Origin of the sequence: Streptomyces sp. NPDC049954, assembly GCF_040656295.1 — a bacterium.
Taxonomy (GTDB): domain Bacteria; phylum Actinomycetota; class Actinomycetes; order Streptomycetales; family Streptomycetaceae; genus Streptomyces.
Window position 1 is genome coordinate 156,933 of the sequence record NZ_JBFALS010000006.1, and the last position, 16,144, is coordinate 173,076.

Consider the following 16,144-nt stretch of genomic DNA (forward strand, 5'->3'; position numbering starts at 1 on the left):
GGGCGGGTCGGATACGTCTTGGTCAGGCCGGTGGGGGTGGGATGTGCACGGCATGGAAGAGGGTGTCGAAGCCGTCTTGCCAGGGCCAGCGTTTCGGCAGCTGCAGGGTGAGCCGGCGGGCCGAACGAGCCAGGCGGGCAGGCACGTTGATCAGATGTTCGCGGATGGTCGTGCACGTCGCGCGGGCGTGGAAGGTGTCGGCGAGGATGCCGCAGGCGCGTACCAGGTTGAAGGTGAGGGCGGCCAGCGCGAGCCAGGCGGCATTGGCCTGAAAGTTCCCCGAGGGCGAGTGGGCGAACGGGCCGTTCTTCAACTCTGCGGTCACCTGTTCCACGATCGCGTGCCTGCGGTGATCCTTCTCGGCGTCGGCCAGGGGCTGGGTGCTGTCGGTGAACGCGGCGTGGAAGCGCCAGGCAGTGAAGAGTTCGCCTTGGCCCTCGGGGACCGTGGCGGGGTTGAGGCGTTTCACGCGGCGCACGATCAGACGTGCGGTGACCTGCTGTTTCTTCGGCTTCGAGGTGAACGCGGTGTAGGCGATCTCCGCGTCCGGGATCCAGCGGGATTCATCGTGGTCCCAGATCGCCCTGGGGTACTTGATCGGCGTCCAGGCGTCCTCAGCGATGGTGGCGATGGCCGTCTTGACGGAGGCGTTGTGGCGCACGGTGATCGAGAAGCGGGCGTCGGCCGCCTTGCGGGCGGCGATGAGTTCCGCACCGTAGTAGGCGGAGTCGGCCCGCACGATCAGTATCCCCGTGGCGCCCGAGGCACGGGCGGTCGTGATCGCTTCGGTGGCGAAGGAGGCGGCTCCGCGGGCGGAGTTCACGCTTCCCTTGCGCAGCCTCGTTGCGGCGGTCATCGGGGCCGCCAGCGGTGTGGAGAGTGTCGCGGTCAGCGCGTTCAGGCCCTTGATCTTGTTGTATCCATAGCCGACGCCTTGCTTGGCATAGCCGTGGACGGGCTTGATGGTGTCGTCCAGATCGAGGTGGGCGACGGTGTCCGCACCGGGCGGCAGCGGGGCGTGGGCGGCCAGGCGGGGCAGCAACCGGCGTGTGACGGCGTGGAGTTGTTTCACGTGCCCGTGAGTGAAGGACCGCAGGAAGCTGCCCAGTGTGGACGGCGCCCGCACCTCGCGGAACAGAGGGTTCATGGCGCCGTGCCGCAGCCGGTCCATGTCCTCGATGCTGTCCGCGCCCGCCGCCATCCCCGCGACCAGCGCCATCACCTTCGATGCCGGGAAGGCGCCGGTGCCGTTGGCCGACACCGGAAGGTGCACCAGCTCGCCGACCAGGCCGGGCAGCCCGCACCGCTCGGCCAGGCGCACCAGCGGAACAAGCCCGCCGTACGCGATCAGATTCGGATCATCGAACCGCGCGGAAACCCGTCCTCGGCATGGGAAGACTGCATCTCGGAAGTGCCCTCGTGAACGTGCTTGACGTGGTCCTAGAGAAACCTCATCATCGCAGGTCACAGGGCACTTCCTCGTTCCCGGAGAAGTTGCCCACAGGCATTGGGCCGGTGGATCAAGGCTCAGCCTCCCGGCAGCTGGGCTGTTCGTGGCAGTGGTCCCATCGCTGTCGCGAGCGAAACCGGCCACTTCTGACGACGCGTCAGGCGGGGCGATACCCGAACTGACCTGCTGTGCAGCGGATTTCGGCTGTGCCGGGACCCTGCCACCTGCTAATGTGTTCGAACTTCCCAGTGACCGAGGGGGAACTGATCGGGACCAGTCGCTTCAGGGTGAAGGGTGTCGCGGCACTGCGCGTAGCGCCAACGGGGCCGAAACCGGCTGTGACGACTGCCTTCAGGGCCTGGGGCGGCTGCTGGGTGACGAAGTAGCAGGCACGGGGGAAAGCGGCCTTCAGAAACGTGCACGACATGTTTCCGAAGGTGTGTGGCCTTCTTCGCTTGTAGCCAACGACTGGGGGGAGTTGGATGGGCAGGACGGCTGAGTCGGTTGAACCTCGCCTGCGTAGGTGCACTGCTGGACACGGGACGTCGGTCTCTCGTGAGCGGGTCGTGACGGTCAGCGTCGTGGAACGCATGGCGCTGCATCAGGTATGCCCACGCGCACCGAAATACATCTATCTCGCATCTTGTTTTCCTAGCCCATTGGGTAACGAGGTGCGAGTGAAGACACGTCAACACACACAGCATTGCAAGCGTCTGCTTCGGCGCACGACACGAAGGGATGCTCCGTGTCAAGGGTTCCCGTCTTAGCGGGAAGTGGAGAGGGCTCGGTTTGAGGACGGCCGAGTTCTTCGTCGTCAGTGTGTTCACAGCAGGGGGAGTTGCATTCGATATGTCACCATTCTCGCCGGGCATGGCCTCGACGCTTCACGTTCCACGTGACAACGGCGGGTGTTGCTGGTGACTGGGGACGTCTTCATATCCGCTCAGGCTCCGGTGTCACACCGTGACGCAGTGGTTATGTTCACGAGTGCGTGCCTGAGGAATCCAGACGTCCGAGACGGATCGGCCATCTGGGGCCTGGCTCGTGAGGTCGGCCTTGCCGACTTGGACTCCCCGAACAGCTACCTCATGTGGTGCCGTGATTTCGCGGCGACCTCCGTGGTCGCCCGTCCGACTGCCGGGGGCGCCCCGCTGGGGTTCGTGACCGGATACCGGCGGCCGGAGGCCGCCGACACGCTGTTCGTGTGGCAGGTCGCGGTCGCCCGGGTCGCTCGGGATCAGGGACTTGAACTGGCGATGTTGGAGTGGCTGGCCGGCAACGTACCAGGGTTGCGGTACATGGAGACCACCATCGCCCAGGATGACGATCCGTCTACCAGGCTGTTCTCGGCGTTCGCTGCCGCGTGTTGCGGCCCGCCTCAGCAGCAGACGCTCTTCGTCCCGGATCAGTTCCCGGACCCCCACGAACCGGAGGTCCTGCTCCGCATCTCGCTGTAGCCAGTCGATCGGGACTTTCCGGCGCCTGTCCCGGACGCCGCAAACCCCTGATCCGCGCCACGGCTCCTACCTGCGGCAGGCGGGGATCCCAAGAGAGCTGACCACGCGATGGGAAGCATCCCAGGCGAGAAGAGAAAAGCTGACCGAGGCCCACACAGCACCCCGTCGGCGGTAATCGTAGAGACGGTGCAGGGCGAGGGTGTCGGCATGCAAGTACGGCAAGGAGAGCCCGAGAACATGTCCAAAATCAAGGCTGTCGGTATGGCGCGGCTGACGCCGATCATATGGATCACGGGCGTCGCAGCTCTCATTTCCTTGATGGGGTCGTCCCTGAAAAGTACCGTCCAGGTGTACTTCGTCCCGATGGCGCATTCGTTCGGCGAACCCCGGGACAGGTTCGCGGTCGCGACAACGCTGTTCGCCATCGTCATGGCAGTCGCCTCGCCATTCATCGGAGCCCTGTCCGACCGGTACGGACCGCTGGTTGTCCTGCGTTCGGGGCTCGTCGCCTCGGCCTTGATGTTCGTGTGTGTCTCCCTCGTTCAGAATTTCGTCCTGCTCACTGTGGTGTACGGCATTCTCGGGGCACTCAGCTACGCTTCGCTGTCTTACATTCCGATCGGTGTGCTCGTCGATCGCGTGTTCCCCCCTGAGCGCAAGGGGTTCTTCTACGCGCTCCTCACGAACGGCACGGCCATCGGCTTCATCGTCCTTGTCCCGCTGTGGGTCTGGCTCCAGCACCTCACCGACTGGCGGTCTGTGATGCTCGCCGTGGGCGTCTTCATGGGCCTCATTCTCCTGCCGCTGTCCTTCACACTGCGCCGGCATCGGTGGGCGGGATCGGCCGCGCCGCAGGCGCCCGCCGCCACTGGCCCGCGCGGCCTCTCAGTCCTGCGGCGTGGCCCTTTCGCGGCCCTCGCGGCGGCGTTCTTCGCCTGCGGGATCACGATGGCCTTTGTCGACGTCCATATGGTTCCGATGCTCCATGACCACCACGTGGGAGCGCCGGCGGTGTCCAGCGCGATGGTGCTATTGGGACTCACCGAAGTGATCGGCGCTTTCGTCACCGGAATGGTGTGTGACCGGGGCCGCATCCGCATGATCCTCATTCTGGCCTATCTGCTCCGCGGAGTGTCGGTCACGCTGTTGGCCATCGCCCCGAACGCCGTCGTCGTACAGGTCTTCGGGGTCATCTTCGGGACCAGTTACCTCATGACGGTTGTCGCGACGACGACCTGGATCATCAAGCTCTACCCGGCCCGGGTCCGGGGACTGCTCCTCGGCGTTCTGTGGACCGTGCACCAGGTCGGCGCCGCACTGAGCAGCCAGATCGGGGCGGTACTGCACGATGGGTTCGGCAGCTACACCCCGCTCATGTACATCGCCGCGATCTTCTGCCTGGCCTCGATCGTCCTCGTGGCATCTCTCCGTGAGCCCGACGAGTCGAACGTCATCACGTTTGCTCCGGAAGCCGCCGAACCGGATACCGCGACGGCCGGTTGACAAAGACGACGGCCCAGACGCACTGGTCCCGGGATTCAGGAACTTTGCCTCCCGGCAAGCGTCCTGCCCGCATGTTTCCAGCACGTTCGACCGGACCCCGTCAGGACACATGACCCGCCGATGCTGTCGGTATCAGCCCCAACTACACGCCCCGGCATGGAAATGCGCTGTGCGTGAAGAAATAGAAAAGAGTCAGTAATCATGGACGTTATGGACGTCATCGGAATCGGCTTCGGCCCGTCGAACATCGCTCTGGCGATCGCGCTGGAAGAGTCGGCAGCGTACGATGACTGGCTTTTCCTCGAGGGCTCGGCGACGCCGGTCTGGCAGAAGGAGATGCTCTTCGAGATCAGCCTCGACACCTACTCGAACATCCAGAACATCCCGTACCGCGACCTCGTCACTCCGAGGAATCCTCGAAGCAGGTACACATTCCTCAACTACCTAGTCGAGAACGATCTGCTCTTCTCGCACCTCAACATGGACATGTTGATGCCGCTGAGGCCGGACTACGCCAAGTACATCCAGTGGGTCACCCGGTTCTTCGAGGATCGTGTGCGCTACGGCCGGCGGGTCGAGGCCCTCACGTACGATGAAGCGATCCCCGGTGGGGGGGCCTACCGTCTCGTGACCAACACGGGTGAGGAGTTCCTCGCGCGCCACGTCGTCATCGGAACCGGGCGACTCCCCAAGGTGCCAGAGCAGTTCGCCAAGCTTGAGACCAACCGCGTCGTTCACCAGTCCAGCTACCAGAGCGGCACCCAACCGCTCCTCGGCGCACAGCAGTCGAGCGAGGTCGCCGTCATCGGGAGCAGCCAGAGCGCGGCCGAGATCATCCTCCATCTCAGCAAGACGTACCCCCATGCCTCGATCGACTCGATCATGCGGCGATACGCTTTCCCGCTGAAGGACACGAGCCCGTTCATGAGCGAGGCGTTCTTCCCGGAATTCACCGACATGTACTACGACTCCCCGGTGGAGCTTCGCCGGCGCATCGACCGGGACATCTCCCGGACGAACTACGGTGCCTGCGACATGGACGTCCTCGAGGAGATGTACCGGCAGATGTATTATGACCGGCTCCACGGTCGCGACCAGATCCGCCTGCGCCGGCTCACCGACATCGTCGACGCCCGCGCCGACAACGACCGTGTCGAGCTCAGCCTCGCCGATCGCGCAAGCGGCGAGACCCGCACCGCGAGCTACGACCTGGTCATCCTCGCCACCGGCTTCTCCAACATCGGTCCGGGGCCTGAGGACCTGCGGAGCATCAGCCTGCTCGACGGCCTGTCGTCGTGGCTCGACCTGTCCGCCGGCGAGGGCCACGTCGATGTCGACCGCGGGTATGCCGTCAACTTTGCGAACCAGCCCGCAGACGCCTCCGGCGTCGTCGTCCTCAACGGCCTGTGCGAGCGCACGCACGGCATCGGCGACGGCGGATCTCTCAGCCTGACCTCGATCCGCTCGGCAGATATCGTTCGGCGGCTCCGACAGGCCGATGCACGGACTGCGACGCCGGTCGCGGTCGGCGCCGGGATAGCGGAGGGCCGGTGACAATGCAGGGTCCACGCTTTGACACGCTGGCGGTGGGCGCCGGTTACGGCCGCGAGGAGGCGGCGGCCAACCAGGGTTCAATCACCCCGCCGCTGTACCTGACTTCCTCCCAGCACTTCCCGACGGCGGACGACATGGGCGCGGCCCTTTCCGGCGGGTCTGATGCCTGGGTCTACACGCGTCTGGGAAATCCGACCGTGCAGTACCTTGAGTCCGTCGTCGCGGCACTCGAAGGTTACGGCGTCGACGCCGAGGTCGGTGCTGCCGCGACGCCGTCCGGAATGGCCGCCGTAACCCTCGCGACCTCCCCGTTCCTGGCCGTGGATGACGAGGGGCCGATGAACATCGTCGCCTCGTCGGCCTGCTACGGCGCGACGTTCATGGTCTTCTCCCAGCGTTACGGGCGGGAGCGCGGCGTCGAGGTCCGGTGGGTCCGCGACCCGTCCGCGATCGACGAGTGGGCCTCGAAGATCGACGAGCGAACTCGTTTCGTATACGCCGAGTCGCCGTCGAACCCGCTGCTCGACCTCATCGATATCCCGGCGGTCTCACGGCTGGCGCACCAGGCCGGTGCGCCCTTCATCGTGGACTCCACTCTCGCCACCCCGGCCCTTCTCCGGCCGTTGGGCATGGGAGCGGACATCGTGGTGCAGTCGCTCGGCAAGGCCGCCGGCACGAGCGGCGCAAGCCTGGCCGGCGCCGTCATCGCCCGTCGCGGTCTCACCTCGGCGGTTGCGGAACCGGCGGTCACTGACGACTTCGCGGCCTACCTGCGGCGCGGGCCGATCCGGGACATGGGAGGGGTGCTCAGCCCGTTCAACGCCTTCACCATTCTCAGCGACATCCGCGACCTGCGGTACCGGGTGGACGCGATGTCGCGTTCGGCCCTCACCGTCGCGGAGTACCTCCAGGCCTCGGACCGCGTTGAGGAGGTCTTCTACCCCGGGCTCGCCTCGCACCCCAGCCACGCACTGGCCCAGGACATGATCCTCGTGGACAGCGAGAAGGACGGGGAGGCGGCCCGCCGGTACGGCTTCGTACTCGGCTTCCGCCCCGTCGGCGGCGCCGAGGCGGCGGTCCGGGTCCTCGACAGGTTCCGGCTCATCTGGCGCGCCAACGACATCGGGCGGGCCAAGAGTGCGGCCACGATCCCGGCCATCGCGACGCACCGGCAGGTTGTCGCCTCCGCGTCCAGCATGGCCACGGTTCCGGACGACCTGATCCGGGTCACGGTCGGCCTCGAGCACATCAACGACATCCTCGAAGACCTCGGCCAGGCACTGGAGACCGCATGACAGGCGGCACGATCGACCGCACCGGGGACACCCGGCTGTTCATCCGGGGGATCGGGTCGTGGCTTCCCCAGACCCGGGAAGCCGTCGAGAAGGCTGTCGCGGCGGGCTCCTACGGCCGCGACCGGGCTGTCAAGGACGGGTTCAGCAGCGTCGCCGTCGAGCACGAGCTGTTCCCGGCCGACATGGGCGTCGAGGCGGCCCGGCGTGCACTCGAGGGCGTAGACCGCAGCGAAGTCGACTGGCTGGCGTGGACCTCGATCCACCGTACCGGCCACAAGACGCTGTGGCCGATCGCGAGCTACGCGCACCACCAGCTGGGACTCGACCCCCGCGCGCTCTCGTTCTCGCTGAACCAGGGATGCAATGGCGCGTTCGTCGGCATGCGCCTCGCCGCCGACCACGTCCGGCACCACCCCGACGCCTCGGCCCTCGTCGTCGGCGCCGATCGGTTCGAGGGCTCGCTGTTCGACCGCTGGTCATCCGACCACGGCACCGTCTACGGCGATGCCGCTTCGGCGGTCGTGCTCTCCAGCAGGCCCGGTCCGATCGAGGTGCTGCTTCTCGAAGTCGAGCAGGGCAGCGAACTCGAGCGCATGTACCGAGACGAGTCGCCGGCGCCGGAGGATGCGGACAACCCCGGCCGTGACTACGACGTCGGTTCGGCCAAGCGCGCCTACCTCGAGCGGTTCGGCGACAGCGAGATCCGTTCGGTGTTCGCGGACACCCTGGGTCGGCTCCGCGAGAAGCTACTGGCCAGGTATCCGCTCGATCACCACCCGGCCCGGTACGTCGTGTACCCGAACGTGGGGGCAGGGATCAGCGCCGGCTTCTACGAGAACTCCTTTGGCGACCTCGCGCAGGCCAACGCCTGGGACTACGGGCGCGCGATCGGCCACACCGGCGTCAGCGACCAGGTTCTGGGACTCGCCGACCTTGTCCACCGCGAACTCCTCGCACCAGGCGATCGAGTACTGCTCATCGGGGCCGGCAACGGCCTGAGCGCCGCCGTCATGCTCGTGGAGATCAGCAGCGACTGACAGTGAGGATCGGCCATGGCACCGCCCGGAGGTCGGGCTTTCCGACTGGCTGACGCTTCGGTTGCCCTGCGTGGAATCGTCGGCCTGCCGGGCGGTGCCGTCCGGTGCGTGACCGGCCGGGCTTCGGTGACGTCATCGGAGTCCGGCCAGAGGTCCCGTCACCGTCTGTCCGGCTGCCCGACCGGCTTCCACGGAGAGCAGACGACAGTGTGACCAGGCGGAACAACGGCACGTCCGACGACATCGTCGCCTCCGCGGCAACGGTCGCGGCCCTGTCCGGCCGGGCCGGTGGGATGCCCCATCCAGACCATCCACCAGGTCCGCACGCTCATCGTCACCGCGGCGCCCAGGGGATGGGAGAACCTGCGCGGGCCGGCGACGCGTGAGCTGGTCGACGCCCTGGCCCGGCTCCCGCCCCGTGGGTCCGCCACCCCCGCCCAGGCGGTCCGCATCGCTGTTCGTCGCCCGTGATGTCCACCGCCACCTGTTCCGGTGACCGACGACGCCGCACCGCTCCCGCAGACCGCTTCGTGATCTGTAGGAGCTTCCGACTTGACGACCTGTCCAACCGACACCCATTACTTCTTCCACCGAAAAGGGAGTTGTTCCGCTGTGACCACCACCCAGCCGGCCCTGAGCGTCTTCGAGACCCTTGAGTCGGAGGTGCGCAGCTACTGCCGAGGCTGGCCCACGGTCTTCGACCGGGCGCAGGGCAGCCGTCTGTACGACGAGGAGGGCCGTAGCTACCTCGACTTCTTCGCCGGCGCCGGTTCGCTGAACTACGGGCACAACAACCCGGTGCTGAAACGGGCGCTGATCGACTACATCGAGCGGGACGGCATCACCCACGGCCTCGACATGGGTACCACCGCCAAGCGGACCTTCCTGGAGACCTTCCAGGGCGTGATCCTGCGACCGCGCGACCTGCCGTACAAGGTCATGTTCCCGGGCCCGACGGGCACCAACGCGGTCGAGGCCGCGCTGAAGCTGGCCCGTAAGGTCAAGGGCCGGGAGTCGGTCGTGTCCTTCACCAACGCCTTCCACGGCATGTCGCTGGGCTCGCTCGCCGTTACGGGCAACGCCTTCAAGCGGGCCGGAGCGGGCATCCCGCTGGTGCACGGTACGCCGATGCCGTTCGACAACTACTTCGACGGCCGAGTCCCGGACTTCCTGTGGTTCGAGCGGTCGCTGGAGGACTCCGGATCCGGCCTGAACCACCCGGCGGCGGTCATCGTCGAGACCATCCAGGGCGAGGGCGGCATCAACGTCGCCCGCGCCGAGTGGCTGCGCAAGCTCGCGGATGTCTGCAAGCGGCACGACATGCTGTTGATCGTCGACGACATCCAGATGGGCTGCGGCCGTACCGGCGGCTTCTTCTCCTTCGAGGAGGCCGGGATCGTCCCGGACATCGTCACGCTGTCGAAGTCCATCAGCGGATACGGCCTGCCGATGTCGCTGACGCTCTTCAAGCCGGAGTTGGACGTGTGGGAGCCGGGGGAGCACAACGGTACCTTCCGCGGCAACAACCCCGCGTTCGTCACCGCGACCGCGACCCTGAACACGTACTGGGCCGACGGGCAGATGGAGAAGCAGACCAAGGAGCGCGGCCACCAGATCGAGGCCGCCCTTCGCACCCTCTGCGCCGAGCACCAGGACGCCGGCGCCTCGTACCGCGGCCGGGGCATGGCCTGGGGCATGGAGTTCACCGTCAAGTCGCGCGCCAACAGGATCGCTCGGCGCTGCTTCGACCTCGGTCTCATCATCGAGACCTCCGGCGCGGAGAGCGAGGTCGTCAAGCTGCTGCCGGCGCTGACGACGACGCCGGAGGAACTCGACGAGGGGCTGCGGACGCTCGCGCGGGCTGTCCACGAGACCGCATAGCCGTGGTGTGCCGGACCGGGCAGTAGAGGTCAGGTGGCCTGCCGATACTCCCGGTATCGAGCAGTTCCTGCAGACCTCCTCGTCCACACCTACGTCAATCCGCAGCGCTACAGGTGCAGATGAGGTCTGCTTGCGTTCGCCCGTGGCCTCGTCGAAGCGCTTGTCGTTCACCCGCGCCGCCTGCACCTCGACCACGCCGGCTGCGGTAGTGACCAGGCCAGGCCGGTGGTAGCCGTTGCGGACCACAAGGCGGCGCCCCTCGGTACCGCGCTCAACGGTCATTTCGGCTGTGCAGGCGCCGAACTCCGGTCTCCGGCACGGCCGTTCTGCCGCCCGCATCCGTTGCCGGCTCGTTCGTGGAGGAAGTCGCGCAGGACACCCTGGATGTACCGGTCATCGCCAAGGGGCCCTCGGCCTGGTTCCCCGTTTTCTGACGTTCGACGACGTGTGGGCAGGGCAGGCGCGTGCCCTGCCCTGTCCCTGTCCCGGGGTCGCCTTCCGCGGAGGTCAGATGCGACCGACCCAGTCCACCACGGTTCTGGCGAGCTCCTGGGGCACTTGCTCAGGTGCCGCCACGTAACCCGTCGGACAGCACTCGTGTCGGGCAGCCGAGCACTGCTGCGAACTTCGCCAGGGACGGCCGGGAACAGTGGTCATCGGGCGCGCACATCGCGTCGGCGACGGCGACGAACGCCCCGAGGGGACAGTTGCCCGCGCCCGCGCCCGCGCCCGCGCCCTGGCCGGCGAGCGAGGCGTCGACGCGGGTGACGCCCTCCTCCACGGCGACGACCGTGTTGGCAACGCCGAGGGCGAGGTTGTGGTGGGCGTGGATGCCCAGTTCGGTGCCGAGGTCGAGAGCGTCGCGGTAGGCGCGGAAGCGGTCGCGCACACCGTCCATGGTGAGGCGGCCGCCGGAGTCGGTGACGTAGACGCAGTGCGCGCCGTATGCCTCCATCAGCGCGGCCTGACAGGCCAGTTCGGTCGGGCCGGCCATGTGGGACATCATCAGGAACCCGGCGACGTCCCTGCCCAGCTCGCGCGCGGCGGCGATGTGCTGGGCGGCGATGTCGGCCCCGGTGCAGTGCGTGGCGACGCGCACCGAACGGATGCCGAGCGCGTGGGCCTGCCTGAGATCCTGAATGGTGCCGATGCCGGGGAGGAGGAGCGTGGTGGGGATCGCGGTGTGCATGGCGTCGACGACGGCCTCGATCCACTCCCAGTCGGTGTGCGCGCCGACGCCGTAGTTGACGCTGGAGCCGCGAGCCCGTCGCCGTGCGCGATCTCGATGGCGGCGACCCCGGCGGCGTCGAGGGCGATGGCGCGGGCCTGGCCGACGGTGTAGCGATGACCCATCATGTGGAGTGCGTCGCGATTCTGGAGCCGGTCGCGAAGGGTGCCTGACCTGCGTTTTCGCCCGTGAGGGTGATGTGTTCTGCGGGCGACGTTCTGACGCGGAAGCGAGGTTCTTTCTGATGGGGCCGTCGCCTGGCTGATCGGGCAGGTCGTGCCAGGTGGACGGCGCGTTCCCGTGGGCTTCAGATCCGCGTAGCCCTTGCCCTCGAAGTCGTCCTTGAGGTACTCCGGGCCGCGCAGCCTGAGCGGCCCGGAATTCTTCCCGCCTCCGCCAGCGCCTCGGGGGTGGTGAACCGTGCGAGGGCGGTGAGGCGCTGGACGCCGTCGACGATGGCCCAGGAACTCTCCTGGGCCCATGAGCTGTCGGTGGGTTCGGACGGGTAGAGGGAGGGGATGGGGATGTGCTGGAGCAGGGACTCGATCAGACGGCTCTGCTGCTCGTCCGACCAGATGCCCGCCTTGCGTTGGAAGTCCGGGGCGAGGTCGATCATCCCGTTGACCAGCAGGGAGATCAGCAGGTTAATCGTCGGGTTGAAGGTCTGGATCTCTATCTTGACGGGTCGTACGGTGCTGTGATCCGCTCATCCGCGATCTCCGGCTCCTCGTCGGGCTGCTTCAGCTCGACATCGGTGCTACGACCGCCGGCCCCGATCTCCACCAGGAAGCCCCCGCTGTCCTCCGGTGGCACGTCTTTGTGTCAGTTCTCTCGGAGGAGTGGCTTCCTGCCGGCCCGTATGGATTCCGCCTCACAGCTGTGCGGTCAGATCGATTGCTCTCAACCGGGCCTGGAGGGAGCCGGCCAGTCCCACGACCAGGCACACGCCCAGGGTGCCGAGCAGTGTTCCCTCAGGGCGCAGCTCCCAGGGTGAGCCCATGGCGGCGGGCGCCGGAGGTGAGGAAAGGGCCATGCATCCCAGGGCGGCGATTCCCCCGTACCAGCGCGCTCGCACGGGATATCCGGCCGCCGAGGCGCAGGCGACGAGCAGCAGTCCGACGCCCATGGGGAAGAGCAGCGGGTAGCCCTGCCAGACGTGGTTGTCCCCGTACTCGCGGGCGGCCAGGAAGAACCGGACCGTGCCGTACGTGGCGATCAGTCCCCCGGTCGAGGTGGCGATTGTCGGCAGGAGGCGGGTACCGGGCGGCACGATCCGTACGCGCCACCGAGTGTGCATCGAGGCTGCGTCTCCTGACAGGGAAGCGGCGAAGCGGCGGGCCGTCCTGCCCGCCGCCCGGTGGGCCAGCAGGCTGAAGAGGACGGTGAGCACCAGCAGCAGGGCCGCGAGCGGCAACCAGGCGCGCAGGTAGGCGAGCAGTACGGACGGTCTGTCGAAGAGCCGGGGTGCTGCGAGCAACGTGGTGACGGTGCCGATCAGCAGCCCGTGCAGGGTGCGCCGACGTGTTCCCTGCTGGCGCCGTACCTTGTCGAGCTGGGTGACAGCCCGCCTCCATTCGGCTGCCTCCCCCTTCAGGCCGAGATCACCGAGGAGGTCGGCTGCCAAGCGGCGGGGCAGGACGCCCGTGCGGTGGAAGTACAAGGTGTGGTCGCCGAGGGGCTGGCCCAGCGGGGCGATCCACGGCTGCTCCACGCCGTCGGGGAGGGCAGGGCCCAGCATCCGCCCGACCATGTCGTGGGGGCTGCTGTACTCGCGCCACTTGATGTCCTGGCTGTGGTGGTCGAGGTCGAGGGGGTACGGAGGTCGGGCTTGCAAGGCCGCATTGATCAGCCGCCCGAACAGGAGGGCCGTGGCGATGGACACGACGAGAGCAGCCCCGTGGGCGAGGTCGAGACGCAGGTTGGGCAGGGCCGTGAGGGCTCGGTGCAGCTCTGCGGCAACGGCGTCGCGCTGAAGCTCCGCGAGGTGTGGATCGCCGAAGGCGGCTGACGGCATCACCGTCACCCGCAGGGCCAGATACAGCAGCCGCAGGGTGGTCTGCCCCAGCCATCCGAAGAGCTGCCACGTCCAGGGGCCGAGCCCCCACAGCCACCCCGGGACGATGGCTACGAGGCCCCACAGGCCGGGCCCGATGCCGCTGTTGTCGAAGGTTTTGAGCAGGCTGATCGGTTTGAGGCCGGAGCCGACGCCGATGAACCTCCGCACCTTCGGGTGGCGCCGGTCGGCGGTGGGGGACAGTACACGGTGCATGAGATAGCCGCCTTGCGAGTGTGCGACGACCACCACCTCGTCGCAGTGGCGTTCCATCCAGGCCACCTTGCGGTGGAGGTGCGCGAGGAGCTGCCGCGTTTGCTCGTCGTCGACGGCGGCGACCCGGACGTGCCACAGGAGGTTGCGGCGGGAACGCGCACACCAGGCCAGCAGGCCGAGCAGGAGCGCCGACGCCAGCAGGCTGTGAGCCGCCAACAGGACTCCGTAGAGGAGTGCGGTCGCGATCACCGCCAAGGTGAGAAGTCGCCACACCAGCCTCATTTGGGCGAGCCCAGCTTCCTGACGGGCCTGGGGGCCGCGATCGGGGGAGGTGAGGACCTGCAGGTCGCGTCGGTCCGGACCGACCACCCAGAAGAGGAGGGGAAGGCTCGCGATGAGGAACGTCAGCGTCCGCCGGACGGAGGGCCTGCCCAGTGAGGTGAGCGTGTTGGCCCAGAGCGCCTCGGCGAACAGCGCGCGACGACGGCTCGCGCCTCCGCGGAGAGAGACGACGACTTCGGCGTGCCTAGTCGCGGCGTCCTCGGGCGAGGCCGTCAGGGGCTGGTCCTTCCATGAGAGGACCTGCCCGCCGTACACGTCACGGAGGGCGTTGAAGGTGGTCCTGCCCCACTCCAGGGTCGTGCCCGGCTTCTGGTCGCCGATGCCGTGCACGAAGAGGTACCCGACGCGCCAGCGGGCGGTATTGCGCTGCTTGCTCTTGGCCAAGGCAGAAGAACCTCTCGGTCAGTTGGTGGCTTCGCTAACATTCTGCACTCGTCCGCTGACACTGAGTTGCGCCCAGGCGGTCTTGCCGGGGGCGGCTACGCGGGGTGTGGTGCCCCAGCGGGTGGCGAAGGCCGCCACGAGGAACAGGCCCCGGCCGGCTTCGGCGTCCGGCGCGGGGGAGGCGAGGACGGGAACCCGCTCGGTGCGGGTGTCGGTGACCTCGATACGGATGGTCGTGGAGCCCGCGTAGGCACCGCGTCCGCATCGGCGGTGAGGCGGAGATGGAAGTCCCGGCCGGGCACGTGGCCGTGACCCACGGCGTTCGCGGAGAGTTCGGCTGCGATGAGGGTGACGGTGTCGTTGACGGTCGTGTGTACGGGTGACCCCGCTCGTGAATCCGATGCGAGACGAGACGCCGGGCGAGCCGTGCGCCGCGTGGAGTGGATGCGAAACGCATGTCGAACTCCTGTTCAGAGGCGTGGAGTTCGGGTGTGGACTGGGTGAGGTGAGTTGTGGATTTCATGCCGACAACGGTGGCGTTGCGTGAGTACCGTTGACCAGGAGTGACGCGCGGACGGATGCGGGCTGTATGCGTCGGTGCGGAGGATGTCGGCGATGCGGGCGTGACCGGCGGGACGGCCGGGGCGTTGGGCTGGGGAGGCGCGGATCATGGACGATCGGGAAGTGGGAGCCGGGTACGGGGCCGAGCGGGGGGCGGCGGGCATCCTTCAGGTGTTCGGGCGGTAGTTGAAGCGGTTCCGGGAGTGGGCGGGGCTTGAACGGCCGGAGTTCGGGGCGAGGACGGGGTACTCGGCGTCGACCATCGCGGCGTTCGAACAGGGGCGGCGGATCCCGCCGGTGAAGTTCATCGACCAGGCGGATGAGTTGCTCGGGGCGCGCGGCATCCTGAAGGAGATGAAGGAGGAGGTCGCGCGGGCGCAGTGCCCGGCGTTCTTCCGGGGCGCGGCGAAGCTGGAGAAGGAGGCCGTGGAGCTGCATGTGTATGCGCCGAAGGCCATTCCGGGGCTGTTGCAGACCGAGGACTACGCACGGGCGGTCTGTGCCATGTGGCGACCTTCGCTGTCTCAGGGTTTTGCCGATCAGCGGGTGACGGCTCGCCTGGCCCGGCAGGCGATCTTCGCGCGAACACCGCTGCCCACTATCAGCTTCGTCATTGAGGAGTCGCTGCGGCGCCGCCTGTTCGGAGGGCGGCTTGTTATGCGCGGCCAGTTGGAGCAGCTCCTCCTCTGCGGACAGCGACGCAATGTCGAAATCCAGGTGATGCCGACCGAGGTGGAGGAGCACGCTGGACTCGAAGGCCCTTTCACCTTGATCGAAACGCGAGACGGGCGGAGGGTCGCCTACGTGGAGGGATATAAGGACAGTCGTCTGTACACAGAGCGGAAGTCGGTCCGAGAGCTTGAGGAGCAGTACGGCATCCTCAGGGCTCAGGCGCTCACTCCGCGCGGGACGCTGGCCCTCATCGAAAAGCTGCTGGGAGATGCATGAACACCGAAGAGTCCGCCGGAACCGTGCCTGAGTCGGCCTGGTGCAAGAGCACTTACAGCACCGGGTCGGGAGGCGAGTGCGTGGAGGTGGCGAACGCCGTCGGTTCGGCCCACGTCCGGGACCCGAAGAACAAGGCTGGGGCCATGCTGAGCTTTGACGCGGAGCAGCGGGCGACGTTCATCGCCTTCGCCTCGCACTGACCTGCACGACACCGCGAACCACGCCAGCCGAGGTG

11 protein-coding genes and 4 pseudogenes are annotated in these 16,144 nt (G+C 67.5%); 10 read left to right on the forward strand and 5 right to left on the reverse strand.

Annotated elements, in window-relative coordinates; all coding sequences use genetic code 11:
- Positions 1–22: 22 nt before the first annotated feature.
- Entirely contained in the window at positions 23–1,351 is a 1,329-nt protein-coding gene (locus AB0J21_RS15120) for an IS1380 family transposase (RefSeq protein WP_363146722.1), read from the reverse strand.
- Between the two features lie 1,076 nt (positions 1,352–2,427).
- Between AB0J21_RS15120 and ectA the strand changes: the two genes are divergently transcribed.
- The 6 genes from ectA (at position 2,428) to ectB (ending at position 10,177) form a co-directional block, all read left to right on the forward strand.
- Entirely contained in the window at positions 2,428–2,907 is a 480-nt protein-coding gene (gene ectA, locus AB0J21_RS15125) for a diaminobutyrate acetyltransferase (protein ID WP_363146723.1), read from the forward strand.
- A gap of 237 nt (positions 2,908–3,144) precedes the next feature.
- A complete protein-coding gene (locus AB0J21_RS15130; RefSeq protein ID WP_363146381.1) occupies positions 3,145–4,410 on the forward strand; it encodes an MFS transporter in 1,266 nt (421 codons plus the stop codon).
- 201 nt (positions 4,411–4,611) lie between these two features.
- Complete coding sequence (locus AB0J21_RS15135; protein ID WP_363146382.1) at positions 4,612–5,964, forward strand: SidA/IucD/PvdA family monooxygenase; 1,353 nt, start codon at positions 4,612–4,614, stop codon at positions 5,962–5,964.
- Between the two features lie 2 nt (positions 5,965–5,966).
- Positions 5,967–7,259 (forward strand): PLP-dependent transferase, encoded by a 1,293-nt coding sequence (locus AB0J21_RS15140; protein WP_363146724.1) that lies wholly within the window; start codon positions 5,967–5,969, stop codon positions 7,257–7,259.
- Positions 7,256–8,296, forward strand: a complete 1,041-nt coding sequence (locus tag AB0J21_RS15145) for a ketoacyl-ACP synthase III family protein (RefSeq protein ID WP_363146383.1) — start codon at positions 7,256–7,258, stop codon at positions 8,294–8,296. Before AB0J21_RS15140 ends, AB0J21_RS15145 begins: the two co-directional genes overlap by 4 nt.
- A 612-nt stretch (positions 8,297–8,908) precedes the next feature.
- On the forward strand, positions 8,909–10,177 hold the full coding sequence (gene ectB, locus AB0J21_RS15150; protein ID WP_363146385.1) for a diaminobutyrate--2-oxoglutarate transaminase: 1,269 nt from the start codon (positions 8,909–8,911) through the stop codon (positions 10,175–10,177).
- Positions 10,178–10,291: 114 nt separating this feature from the next.
- Here the strand turns inward: ectB and AB0J21_RS15155 are convergent.
- Positions 10,292–10,435 (reverse strand): annotated as a pseudogene (locus AB0J21_RS15155) (IS256 family transposase); the annotation flags it as partial.
- A gap of 50 nt (positions 10,436–10,485) precedes the next feature.
- Here AB0J21_RS15155 and AB0J21_RS15160 point away from each other — a divergent pair.
- Positions 10,486–10,611, forward strand: a pseudogene (locus tag AB0J21_RS15160) (toxin); the annotation flags it as partial.
- Positions 10,612–10,844: 233 nt separating this feature from the next.
- Here AB0J21_RS15160 and dmpG read toward each other — a convergent pair.
- The 3 genes and pseudogenes from dmpG to AB0J21_RS15175 all read right to left on the reverse strand — a co-directional run.
- Positions 10,845–11,533 (reverse strand): annotated as a pseudogene (dmpG, locus tag AB0J21_RS15165) (4-hydroxy-2-oxovalerate aldolase); the annotation flags it as partial.
- Between the two features lie 179 nt (positions 11,534–11,712).
- Entirely contained in the window at positions 11,713–12,021 is a 309-nt protein-coding gene (locus tag AB0J21_RS15170) for a DUF262 domain-containing protein (protein ID WP_363146387.1), read from the reverse strand.
- Positions 12,022–12,276: 255 nt separating this feature from the next.
- Positions 12,277–14,400, reverse strand: a complete 2,124-nt coding sequence (locus AB0J21_RS15175; RefSeq protein WP_363146388.1) for a hypothetical protein — start codon at positions 14,398–14,400, stop codon at positions 12,277–12,279.
- Positions 14,401–15,147: 747 nt separating this feature from the next.
- On the opposite strand from AB0J21_RS15175, the pseudogene AB0J21_RS15180 reads away from it, so the two are divergent.
- The 3 genes and pseudogenes from AB0J21_RS15180 to AB0J21_RS15190 all read left to right on the forward strand — a co-directional run.
- Positions 15,148–15,243, forward strand: a pseudogene (locus tag AB0J21_RS15180) (helix-turn-helix transcriptional regulator); the annotation flags it as partial.
- A gap of 15 nt (positions 15,244–15,258) precedes the next feature.
- Positions 15,259–15,909, forward strand: coding sequence for a DUF5753 domain-containing protein (locus AB0J21_RS15185; RefSeq protein ID WP_363146725.1), 651 nt, complete (start codon positions 15,259–15,261; stop codon positions 15,907–15,909).
- Positions 15,906–16,109 carry a DUF397 domain-containing protein gene (locus AB0J21_RS15190; protein WP_363146389.1) on the forward strand — a complete coding sequence of 68 codons (204 nt, stop codon included), beginning with the start codon at positions 15,906–15,908 and terminating at the stop codon, positions 16,107–16,109. The genes AB0J21_RS15185 and AB0J21_RS15190 overlap by 4 nt, the downstream gene beginning before the upstream one ends.
- Positions 16,110–16,144 lie beyond the last annotated feature (35 nt).

Excerpts from the sequence above, each read along its gene's own strand:
- ectA (WP_363146723.1), top strand. The coding sequence starts at position 2,428 with ATGTTCACGAGTGCGTGCCTGAGGAATCCAGACGTCCGAGACGGATCG.
- AB0J21_RS15130 (WP_363146381.1), top strand. The coding sequence starts at position 3,145 with ATGTCCAAAATCAAGGCTGTCGGTATGGCGCGGCTGACGCCGATCATA.
- AB0J21_RS15135 (WP_363146382.1), top strand. The coding sequence starts at position 4,612 with ATGGACGTTATGGACGTCATCGGAATCGGCTTCGGCCCGTCGAACATC.
- AB0J21_RS15140 (WP_363146724.1), top strand. The coding sequence starts at position 5,967 with ATGCAGGGTCCACGCTTTGACACGCTGGCGGTGGGCGCCGGTTACGGC.
- AB0J21_RS15145 (WP_363146383.1), top strand. The coding sequence starts at position 7,256 with ATGACAGGCGGCACGATCGACCGCACCGGGGACACCCGGCTGTTCATC.
- AB0J21_RS15170 (WP_363146387.1), bottom strand. The coding sequence starts at position 12,021 with ATGATCGACCTCGCCCCGGACTTCCAACGCAAGGCGGGCATCTGGTCG.
- AB0J21_RS15190 (WP_363146389.1), top strand. The coding sequence starts at position 15,906 with ATGAACACCGAAGAGTCCGCCGGAACCGTGCCTGAGTCGGCCTGGTGC.